Here is an 11047-nt window from a genome sequence, read left to right as displayed (position 1 = left end):
TGTGGAACATCTCGAAATGCGAAGAACCGCAGACTCGCGCCTGGAATGCTACCGGTGATTTCGAAGGTAGAGACAGCAGCGGGATCGGCAGAAGACCGCGGTCGCTGAGGTTAAACTCGGTGAGAGATCCGGGAAAGGCGCGAAAAGGCAATCCCGAGCCTCGTTGAAGCGGCCGTATCGCGTTACGGTGGGATTGAATTGGTGGAGCCGAGGGGGATCGAACCCCTGACCTTCGCATTGCGAACGCGACGCTCTCCCAGCTGAGCTACGGCCCCATTTTGATCTTGGATTGGCGCGGACTGATCGGTACCCTTAGGGTCGACCAGGCCCACCGCCGATCCGTCCATTGCCTTGCGGACCGCTATTCTAGCACCGATACGGTGATCTACAAGTATTCCGTGATCGGATCGTCACATCATCTTCGAGGTACCCCTGTGCTCGACTCCCGCCCCCTCCTCTGGCCGACCGATTTCCCCCTGATCCAACGGCGCAACTTGCTGACGGTCCAGGTGAATCTCGGTTATCGCTGCAACCAATCCTGCCAGCATTGCCACGTCGACGCGGGTCCGAATCGGGCCGAGCAGATGGAGGCCGAGACGATCGCCGAGGTCCTGGCCTTCCTCGATCGCGAGCCGGTCGCCACGCTCGACATCACCGGCGGTGCGCCAGAGCTGAATCCGGGCTTCCGCGACCTGGTCCGCGGCGCGCGCGCGCGAGGCGTGTCCGTGATGGACCGCTGCAATCTGACGATCCTCGAGGAACCGGGCCAGGAGGAGCTCGCGGCCTTCCTCGCCGACCAGGGGGTCGAGGTCGTGGCCTCGCTGCCCTGTTATCTCGAGGATAACGTCGATGCCCAACGCGGACGAGGGGTCTTCGAGGCCAGTCTTCGCGGCTTGCGCCGTTTGAACGCGCTCGGCTACGGCGATGGCGTCAGCGGTCTCGAGCTCGACCTGGTCTACAACCCGCGGGGGCCGGATCTGCCGCCACCCCAATGCGCGCTCGAGGCCGACTACAAACGGGAACTGGCGAGCCGTTACGGGATCCGCTTCGATCGGCTCCTGACGCTTGCGAACATGCCGATCAAGCGTTTCGGCAGCCTGCTGCAATCAACCGGACGCTTCGGCGAGTACCTGGATCTGCTCAAGACGGCCCATCGCGCCGAGAACCTCGCCGCGGTCATGTGCCGGGATCTGGTCAGCATCGACTGGCGCGGGTATCTTTACGATTGCGATTTCAACCAGATGCTCGACCTGCCTCTGGAAACCCCGGCGTCGGAGCGCTGGCACATCCGGGACCTGAGCGCGGCGGCGCTGACCGGGCGGCCCATCCGGGTCGGTGAACACTGTTACGGTTGCACCGCGGGCCAAGGTAGCAGCTGTGGCGGCGCCTTGCATTGACGAACCCGCACCAGAACGCCTGCGCCAACGCGCCGTTCGACGGCGCCTTCGGCCGGAGCGACCGATCGCCAACGGCCTTCCTGACAGGCGCCTCAACTTGGCTCGTCGTCCTGGCCCCAGCCAGCGATCAGCTCGTCGATGCGGGCCGCGGCGACCTCGACAGCCGCAGCAACGGCTGGGCTGAGGCTGTCGCCCCAATCGATCCGCGCCGGCTCAATGGCAACCAGTGCCCGGCGCATCGGCAAGGTATCGGTGAGCCGGGCCATATCCAGCAGATCGGCCAAACTGATTTCATGCACGCTGCGGCCATGGTAGCGCAACCGGTGATCCATCGCGGCGCCCTCGAAGATCTGAACGGTCCCCGGGGTACAGTCCATCCGCGCCGCGTCGACGACGATCAGCCGCGCCGCCAATGCAATGGGTTCGGCCAGCGTAAAGCTCAGGGTGCCGCCATCGAGGTAGTGAAAGCCTGGCCGATTCGGCCAGCGCTCCTGCACGCGGCGCGCAACGACCGCGCCGACGGCTTCATCCGACAGCAGGATATTGCCAAGCCCGAGGATCAGGGTCGAAGTCGGCAACTCGGGGCCTCCCCCATTGAATCGTTGAACCGGACCGCCGGCAATCCTCGCCGGCCGATCATCGCGCCGACAGCCGGCGGCGTGCCCCTTCCCAGAGTCGCCGGCCAGGTGCCGTGCATTGCATCGACACGAACGACGAACAATGGATTTTGCCCCTTACGCCCACCTGTGGGTCGTTTTCGCGCTGCTGTCAGCCTTTTTCCACGCGTCGCGGATGGCCGCCACGAAATGGTTGAGCCTGACCTTGCCGGTGCCCGTCCTGACCATCTACGTCAATCTTGCCAGCCTCGCGGTGACCCTGCCACTGATTCTGTGGTATCACGACTTCCCGCTGTCCAGCCCCGAGTACTTGATGGCGGTCCTGCTCGGCGGACTGGCCTCGGGGTTGGGCGGTTGGGCGCTGAACTACGCGATCCACGAAAGCGAGGTGTCGCTGGTCGGCCCGATCATGACCTCGACCCCCGGTTTCGTGATCCTGCTCGAGTGGCTATTGATTGGTAGCCTACCGGGTGCCCTGGGCTTTCTTGGAATCGCCCTGTTGATGGTCGGCAGCTACTGGCTGAGCGCCGGTCAAGGACTGGATCGCTGGTATCGACCGCTGCAACACTTGATCACCAACCCCGGCAGCCGGTATGCGCTGATCGCGTCGGCGTGCTTTGCCGCGGCGAGCACGCTCGGGCGTATCGGCATCCAGTTGAGCGACCCCTTGTCTTTTGCGGTCATGGTCGCAGTCGTCAATCCGTTGATCCTGTTCATCTTGTTCAGCGTTCGCGAGCCGGGATTCTATCGCGAACTCGTGTCGCCATCGGTCCGCCAGGTCGCCGGGCCGCTGCTATTGCTCGGGTTGCTGTTCGCATTGATGCGTATCGCCGATCAGATCGCGCTCAGTTTGACCCTCGCGTCTTATGCAATGGCCGTCAAGCGAACCGCCGGGCTGTTCGCGGTCCTGCTCGGCGGCTTCTTCTTCCGCGAGGGGCACCTCGTCGGCAAGCTGCTCGCTTGCCTGGTGATGCTGTTCGGCGTGCTCGCATTGACGCTGGACTGACCCCCGAGGCCCGGGGTCGGGAACGGGTGCCAGCGGAGAAACGCTGATTTCTCCAGCGTTTCCTTGGCAGCGCGGGTGGGTTAAGGTCGAAGGCTGCGTGACATCCGACAGCGGGTGTCACGAGCCGCAAAGGTTGGCACCGCGCATCACGCGACCGGCCAGGACCCGTAGTTCGAACGATGATCCGCGGCCATTCGCCGACGCGGTCAAGCACCACCTGCTGCCCGGAAGTATCGATGCTGCCAGATTTCGACCGACTACGCATGCGCCACACGCTCGACGCGGCGTTTCGCACCGTGACCGAGGAACACACCAATCGACCGCTCGCGGTGGACGGCCAGGTACCGATCGAACTCGAAGGTGTGCTGTACCGCAACGGTCCCGGTCGCTTCGAACGCGGTGGTCACAGGTACGGCCACTGGTTCGATGGCGACGGTCATCTGGTTCGTCTCGCACTGCGCGATGGGGCCGCCCGGTATAGCAACCGCTTCGTGCGGACGGCGGAGTTTCGGGCCGAGGAGAGCAGCGGCCAGATCCTGTACCGCGCCTTCGGCGGCAACCGGCCAGGCGGCCTAGCGCCGAATTTCCTGCGCGCGCGATTCAAGAATGCCGCCAACACCAATGTGATCTGGCAGGGTGGTCGTCTGCTGGCGCTATGGGAGGGGGGCCCACCTCATCGACTCGACCCGGTAACGTTGGAAACTCTGGGGACCGAAGACTTCGGCGGGCGGTTGCGCACCCCCTTCTCGCCGCTCGAACGCCTACTGTCGCCACTGATGCCCTTCACCGCCCACCCGAAGATCGACCCCGAGACCGGCGCCATGGTCGCCTTTGGGCTGATGTTCGGTTATCCCAGCCGTCTGCTGATCTATGATGTCGACGGCCAGGGTCAGATGGCGCCGCCTCGCGTCGTGACGCTCGAGCGACTCAGTTTCGTCCACGACCTCGCCGTGACCCGCGAATGGATCGCCTTTCTGCTCCCGCAGGTTCATTTCGAGGCGCTGCCAGCGCTGCTCGGGCTCACGCCACCGGCCGCAGCGCTGCGACTGAACACGGACCGGCCGATGCGCCTCCTCCTGTTGCCGCGCGATGGCGGGCCACCTCGGATCTTCCCGACCAAGCCGGGCTTCGTGTTTCATGTCGCCCAGTCCTTCGATGGCGATGACGGCTCGCTCATCATCGATGTGGTCCGGTATGGCCGCTATCCGCCGCTGTCCGATGTCCAGAGCTTCTTGGAGGATACCGATCCCGGCAGCCTCCCGCGACTGGAGCGTTTGATCATCGATCCGCGGCGCGGCTCCGTCACCTGTCGGTCTCTCGGTTCTGGCCAAGCCGAGTTGCCGCGGGTGGCACCGAGCCCGTTCGGCAAGCCCCGACGGCTCATCTATAGCCTTACCGCCCCCATCGACAGGGCGCTCCCGGTCTTGACGTCGCTGCAACGTCTCGATACCGACACCGGCACTCGCGTCGTCCGCGATTTCGGATGGGATCTCCCGGGCGAACCGATCGTCGTCACCGGCGACGATGGGCGCGAGCGCTGGATCCTTACGCTGGTCTACCGATCCACCGAGGACGTCTCCGAACTCCTGATTCTGGACGCCGAGGATCTGCACACGGTCGCCACCGCCAGGTTACCCCATGCGGTGCCACCTGGCCTTCACGGCTGTTGGGTCGCGCGGCGATCAGGCAGCTCGTTCCCGATCGGCCATGACGAAACCTGGGGTCACCAGGGACAGAGTGTTGACGAAAGGCCGCCGGCATCGATGCACGGACGCCTCGCTGCCGCCCTCCCGTAGGCGGCTCGGTCGCACGCCTTGTATATCGATAGACCAAGGGCTTAGCCGACAAATCATCGATGGGAGCGGAGCCGGCACCGAACACGCCGCTTGTAGACAGCTTTCAGGCGCCGCTGTACTCTTGCCCCATCGCTCGGTTTCGTGTTCAGCGGTCGGCGACGAGGATGCCGGCGTGACTTTGCCGATCTCGGCCTCCAGGTCTCGCCCGACCGGGCGTCCGCTCTATGCCGATGTTGGCGCGATGGAGCCTCGTTGTCTTGACACGGCACTCGGGCGAGTCGAGGTTTGGGATCGATTCCGCCAACGCCACCAGACGATACTCGCGGGAGGCAGCATTTATGCCCAACACCGAACAGGGTCTGACTCAGCGTATCGGTCAACGCTTGCGCGCCGCGCGCCATGCCCAGGGGCTTTCGCTGATGCAGCTATCCGAGCGGACCGCCGGAAGCCTCTCGAAATCCAGGATCAGCAATTACGAGCAAGGCATCCGACGCATGGGTCTCGAGCAAGCGCAGGCCCTGTCGGCGGCGCTCGGCACCGTCTCGGCGGCCTACCTGCTGTGCCTCGACGACGAAGCCTTTCTCGACGAGCAGGAACAGACGCTGCTCGCTCGTTTTCGTCAGACCGATGCCCGCGGCCGCAAGGCACTGCTGAAAACCGCCACGGAACTGACCGCGCCGAAACGCCCGTAGCGAGTAAGCGCCCGGATCAGCGTCCATCGCCCCTGACGTGACACGGAATGTCGATTTGACGGGCCTCTGACTTCCCGCTAGGCTGCCCGGCGTCGCCACAGGTACCCCGACCTTTTGTCGGGTTGAACGGGAAGCCGGTGCGCGCAGCCCGATGGCTGCGCAAGGCCGGCGCTGCCCCCGCAACGGTAGGCGGGTCATGAGGGACGGCATTCGAGCCACTGTGTCCATACGACATGGGAAGGCGCCGTCCCGGGAAGGCTACGGCTTTCCACCCCGCAAGCCCGGAGACCGGCCTGTCGCGCTGTCTCGGTCCTGCGGTGGGCAATGGCCGGCGCTGCGTCCGGTCATCCTCCGTCCCCGCTGCGTCAGGCTTCTCCTCCGCGGACCGCCCGCAACCGCCGTGCGGGTGTGCACGGTCAGAGGAGATCCTAATGCATCCAACCCTTCCTTCAGCCGTCGGGCTGCTCGTTGTCATCCCGGCCCTCGTCGTGGCCCAGGCCGCCACCGAGATGGATCCGATCATCGTGACCGCGACGCGCACGGCGCAGACCGCCGAGGCGACCCTGGCGTCGGTCACGGTCATCACCCGCTCGGACCTCGAGCGCCGCCAGATTCGTTCCCTGCCCGATGCGTTGCGCGGGGTTCCCGGGCTCGCGCTGGCCAACAACGGGGGCCGGGGCAAGACCACCTCGGTCTTCATCCGCGGCAGCGAATCCGATCAGATCCTGGTGCTGATCGATGGCATCAAGGTCGGCTCGGCCACGCTGGGCACGACGGCCTTCGAGCAGATCCCGATCGAGTTCATCGACCGCATCGAGGTCGTGCGTGGTCCACGCTCGAGCCTCTATGGTTCGGAAGCCATCGGCGGGGTCATCCAGATCTTCACCCGCGAAGGCGGTACCCGCGAAGGCGGTGGACCCCTGACGCCGAGATTCAGCATCGGCGCCGGCTCATACGATACTGCGAGCATCTCGGGTGGTTTATCAGGCGGCGGGCAGGATGCGTGGTTCGATCTGGGCGTCAGTCTCGAGGACACCAAGGGTTTCGATGCCTGCCGCGGGCGCGAGACACCCTTTGCCGGCTGCGGCGCCGACGACCCCGACCGCGACGGCTATCGCAATGCCGCGGTCAATGCCCGCGCCGGTTACCGTTTCGGCGAGCTCGGCTGGTTCGATGTCCAATGGCTGCAAACCGACAGCCTGAACGAGTACGACGGATCCCTGTTCGCCGGCGACGAGTCGAAGGATCGCCAACAAGTCCTCGGCGGACGCATCGCTTTGACACCCGTGGCGCGTTGGACGATGACGCTGTCGGCCGGGCGGGCTTGGGATGAATCCCGGATCTTCTTCGAGGACCAGTTCTCGAGCCGCTATCGGACGCAACGCGATAGCCTGGCGTGGCAGCACGACATCGCGATCGCTGACGGACATCAGACGGTGCTCGGGGTCGATTATCTACAGGACCAGGTCGGCAGTTCCCTCGCCTACGCGCGAAACAGCCGCGACAACACCGGGGTGTTCGCCGAATACTTGGGGCAATTCGGTGCCAGCAACGCCCAGATCAGCCTCCGCCACGACGAAAACCAGCAGTTCGGCGGCGAAACGACCGGCAGCCTGGCCTGGGGCTACAGGTTGCCGGCCGGCCTGCGTTTCGCGGCATCCTATGGCACCGCCTTCAAGGCCCCGACCTTCAACGAGCTCTATTTCCCCGGCTTCGGCAACCCGAACCTCGAGCCCGAGACATCCCGCAGCCTCGAGATCGGCCTGTCCGGGGACCACCGGGCAACGCAGTGGGCCATCAACCTCTATCAGACCGATGTCGACGACCTGATCGCCTACGATGCCCTGCTCTGGGCTCCGGCGAACATCGACCGTGCGCGCCTGCGCGGGCTCGAAGGACTGCTCACCACACGCGTGTACGATTGGAATCTGAATGCGAACCTGACGCTGCTCGATGCCCGAAACCGCGGAGCCAGCCCGAACAACGGAAACCTACTGCCCCGGCGGCCGGAACAGAGCATCGCGTTGGACCTCGATCGCCGCGTCGGACGGTGGCAGGTGGGCGGGTCGCTGTTCTTCGCCGGTCGCCGTTTCGACGACTTGGCCAATACCGTCAAGCTGGACCCTTACACCTTGGTCGATGTGCGCGCCGAGTACCGATTCACCCCGTCGCTCGCACTGCAGGGACGCCTCGAGAATCTATTCGACGAAGACTATGAGACGACGGCCTGGTACCGGCAACCGGGTCGGAGCCTGTTCGTCACATTGCGCTACGGCCCGTGACGCGGATGCGGGTGCACGCGGCGCATTCCCGGGCCGGGTCGAATGGCCCGGTCTGCTGACCGTCGGCGGCGGGTGCAGGGCTATGGTGCCTGCGCCCGCCCGTCGATCGGCAGATGCGATGGTTTCAGCGCAGCACCACGATGCTCGTGTAGCCCAGCGTCAGCCCGAGAATGCTGGCCACGAGCACATCACTCGGATAATGCAAACCGAGGACGATGCGCGAACTGGCCACCAGCAAGGTGAACGGAACCAGGATCAGCGCGAGGCCGGGGTAATAGAACACGGCGACCGTCGTGAACACGACCGCCTGCAACGTATGGCCCGATGGAAAGCTGTACCGATCGAGAAGTGGCGCGCCCTGAACGATGCCGACCGCGTAATGGCAAGGCCGCTCGCGGCGTGTCGCGTGTTTCAGCGACTTGTAGAGCACCAAGGCGACAAAGCTGGTGGCCAGCATGTGCAACCCGACCGCGAGTCCCTCACGACCCTTGATCAGGATCAGCACGGCGATCAGGCCATACCAGAAGACGCCGTCGCCAAGGCGACTGACCACCGCAAACGGGCGGTGCACCCAGCGCCGCTCGATCGAGCAGGACCAGGCGCGGCAAAACGGGACTTCCAGTTCATTCAGTTGCTGTAGCCACAATCTCATAACGTTCCTCGCGCCCGCTATGGATGACCACGAGAGGTGTTGATCGGCGACTCCCTGTTCCGGCAACCTCCTTATCCCAGCTCCAAATCGAAGACCCATCATCGCGTAATCGCACCGGCGCCCTTGGGTGCGAGGTTACACCAGTCTCGACCACTCCTCAATATCGCAGCACGCTCGTTCCTACGCCTATGACACGCCGAAGTCGCCAGACCCGTGGCCGCGATCAGCTCCCACCGACGGCCAGCCCATCGACCCGCTGGAAACCCCGCGGCAGCAGCCTTCCCCGCCGTCCGCGCTCACCCCGATAGTGCGCGATATCGGTTGGTTTCAACGTAAAACTCCGTTTGCCCGAGTGGATCACCAGGCTGGCGCACGCGGACAGTACCGCAACCGCCACGACGAACTCCTCGCGCGCCGCGAGTCGGGCGGCCGGAATCGCGATCAGCTTGTTACCCTTACCGCGTGACAGCTCCGGCAGGTCGCTGATCGCAAAGACCAACAGGTGGCCCGCGTTGGTGGCGACCGCTACTTGGTCGGTGGTTGGATCCGCCACCGCGGCTGGCGGCAAGACCCGGGCGCCCGGCGGCAAGGTCAGCACCGCCTTGCCGGCCTTCGGTTTGGCATACAGCGCCTCGAGCGGCGCGAGGAAGCCATAGCCCGCATCGGAGGCCATGACGAAACGGCGCTGCGGCTCGTCGCCAAGCACCGCGACGAAATGGGCGCCGGCCGGGGGATCGAGCCGACCCGTCAGCGGCTCGCCCTGACCGCGCGCGGAGGGCAACGTATGCGCCGCCAGCGAATAGCTGCGCCCGGTGGAGTCGAAGAAGACGACGGGCTGGCTGCTGCGGACCCGGGCCGCGCCGAGAAACCGATCCCCGCCCCGGTAACCGAGCCCGGCCGGATCGATGTCATGACCTTTCGCGGCGCGTACCCAACCCTTCTCGGACAGCACGACGGTGAGCGGCTCGGCCGGCGCGAGCTCATTGTCATCGATCGCCGCCGCCGCGGGACGGAGCACGAGCGGGGCACGGCGGGCGTCTCCGAAGCGTTCGGCATCTGCGGCGATCTCATGGCGGATCAATCGATTCAAGGCCGCGGCGGACCCGAGGAGTTGCTGTAATCGGTCGCGCTCGGCGGCCAGGTCGTCCTGTTCGGCGCGGATCCTGAGCTCCTCGAGGCGCGCGAGCTGGCGCAACCGCGTGTTGAGCACGTAGTCGGCCTGGAGGTCCGTCAGCCCGAAGCGGTCCATCAGCACCGGCTTGGGCTCGTCCTCGGTGCGAATGATGCGAATCACTTCATCGAGGTTGAGCAGCGCGATCAGCAAACCCGCGACCAGGTGCAGGCGGGCGAGGACCTGATCCAAACGGTGCTGTAAGCGGCGCCGGACCGTAAGCTGACGAAACGTGAGCCATTCGCTCAGGATCTCCCTGAGATTCATCACGCGCGGCCGACCGTCGAGGCCGATCAGGTTGAGGTTGACCCGATAGCTGCGCTCCAGGTCGGTCGTCGCGAAGAGGTGCGACATAAGGCGCTCGACATCGACTCGATTCGAGCGCGGTACCATGACCAGTCGGGTCGGGTTTTCGTGATCGGATTCGTCGCGCAAGTCCTCGATCATCGGCAGCTTCTTGGCCACCATCTGCGCGGCGATCTGTTCCATGATGCGATTGCCGGAGACCTGATACGGCAGGGCCGTGATCACGATATCACCCTGTTCGAGCTCATAGCACGCGCGCTGGCGCACCGACCCACCGCCGGTTTCGTAGATGCGGCGCAGCTCGTCCGGGCCGGTGACGATCTCGCCGGCCGTTGGGAAATCCGGTCCCGGGATCAGAGCGCACAGATCGGCGATCTTCGCATCCGGGTGTTCGAGCAGATGAATACAGGCGCGCGCCACCTCGCGCAGGTTGTGGGACGGGATATCGGTCGCCATGCCGACGGCGATCCCGGTGGCGCCATTGAGCAACAGGTTGGGGAGCCGCGCGGGCAGCAGCACGGGTTCCTCGAGGGTGCCATCGAAATTCGGCTGCCAATCGACGGTGCCCTGATCGACCTCGGCGAGCAGCACCCCGGCATAAGGCGTCATCCGCGCCTCCGTGTAACGCATCGCGGCAAAGGATTTCGGGTCGTCCGGCGAACCCCAGTTGCCCTGGCCATCGATCAATGGGTAGCGATAGCTGAAAGACTGGGCCATCAGGACCATGGCCTCGTAACAGGCGCTATCACCATGCGGATGGAATTTACCCAGGACATCGCCGACCGTGCGTGCCGACTTCTTGAACTTGGCCGCCGCGCTGAGCCCCAGCTCCGACATCGCATAGAGTATGCGCCGCTGCACCGGCTTGAGACCATCTCCGACGTGGGGCAAGGCCCGGTCGAGGATCACGTACATCGAATAGTCGAGATAGGCCTTTTCGCTGAAGGCCACGAGCGGCATCCGTTCGACGCCCTCGTGATTGTATTGCTGACTGTGCGTCATATCCTGTCCAGGGTCAGAGGGTCGTTACTCAGCCTTTCCGTCGGCGCGCCGAGGTGTCACCATGTCCCGGCGAAGCGGCGGCTCAACGAGGACGAACCGGGACACCGCCGTCCACACTGGGGAATC

At 64.9% G+C, this 11047-nt stretch carries 8 protein-coding genes, 1 tRNA gene and 1 riboswitch; of the genes, 5 read left to right on the top strand and 4 right to left on the bottom strand.

Annotated elements, in window-relative coordinates; genetic code table 11:
- Positions 1–199: 199 nt before the first annotated feature.
- Positions 200–275, bottom strand: a tRNA-Ala gene (locus tag ABC977_RS01350).
- Between the two features lie 159 nt (positions 276–434).
- On the opposite strand from ABC977_RS01350, the gene arsS reads away from it, so the two are divergent.
- A complete protein-coding gene (arsS, locus tag ABC977_RS01345) occupies positions 435–1397 on the top strand; it encodes an arsenosugar biosynthesis radical SAM (seleno)protein ArsS (protein ID WP_369665422.1) in 963 nt (320 codons plus the stop codon).
- Positions 1398–1489: 92 nt separating this feature from the next.
- On the opposite strand, the gene ABC977_RS01340 is transcribed toward arsS, so the two are convergent.
- Entirely contained in the window at positions 1490–1975 is a 486-nt protein-coding gene (locus tag ABC977_RS01340) for a hydrogenase maturation protease (protein WP_369665421.1), read from the bottom strand.
- A gap of 142 nt (positions 1976–2117) precedes the next feature.
- On the opposite strand from ABC977_RS01340, the gene ABC977_RS01335 reads away from it, so the two are divergent.
- From ABC977_RS01335 to btuB, 4 genes are all read left to right on the top strand, one after another.
- A complete protein-coding gene (locus ABC977_RS01335) occupies positions 2118–3020 on the top strand; it encodes an EamA family transporter (RefSeq protein ID WP_369665420.1) in 903 nt (300 codons plus the stop codon).
- Between the two features lie 236 nt (positions 3021–3256).
- On the top strand, positions 3257–4816 hold the full coding sequence (locus ABC977_RS01330; protein WP_369665419.1) for a carotenoid oxygenase family protein: 1560 nt from the start codon (positions 3257–3259) through the stop codon (positions 4814–4816).
- 338 nt (positions 4817–5154) lie between these two features.
- The gene (locus ABC977_RS01325) at positions 5155–5508 is read left to right on the top strand and encodes a helix-turn-helix domain-containing protein (RefSeq protein ID WP_369665418.1); all 354 of its coding nucleotides are present in this window, start codon (positions 5155–5157) and stop codon (positions 5506–5508) included.
- 82 nt (positions 5509–5590) lie between these two features.
- A riboswitch (cobalamin riboswitch) is annotated at positions 5591–5819 on the top strand.
- 120 nt (positions 5820–5939) lie between these two features.
- A complete protein-coding gene (gene btuB, locus ABC977_RS01320; protein ID WP_369665417.1) occupies positions 5940–7790 on the top strand; it encodes a TonB-dependent vitamin B12 receptor in 1851 nt (616 codons plus the stop codon).
- 124 nt (positions 7791–7914) lie between these two features.
- Here the strand turns inward: btuB and ABC977_RS01315 are convergent, their stop codons facing one another.
- Positions 7915–8442, bottom strand: coding sequence for a phosphatase PAP2 family protein (locus ABC977_RS01315; RefSeq protein ID WP_369665416.1), 528 nt, complete (start codon positions 8440–8442; stop codon positions 7915–7917).
- A 223-nt stretch (positions 8443–8665) separates the two neighbouring features.
- Complete coding sequence (gene parC / locus ABC977_RS01310) at positions 8666–10921, bottom strand: DNA topoisomerase IV subunit A (protein ID WP_369665415.1); 2256 nt, start codon at positions 10919–10921, stop codon at positions 8666–8668.
- Positions 10922–11047 lie beyond the last annotated feature (126 nt).

This window comes from Thioalkalicoccus limnaeus (assembly GCF_041197575.1).
In the GTDB taxonomy this organism is placed as follows: domain Bacteria; phylum Pseudomonadota; class Gammaproteobacteria; order Chromatiales; family Chromatiaceae; genus Thioalkalicoccus; species Thioalkalicoccus limnaeus.
This window is presented reverse-complemented; position numbering and strand designations above follow the sequence as displayed.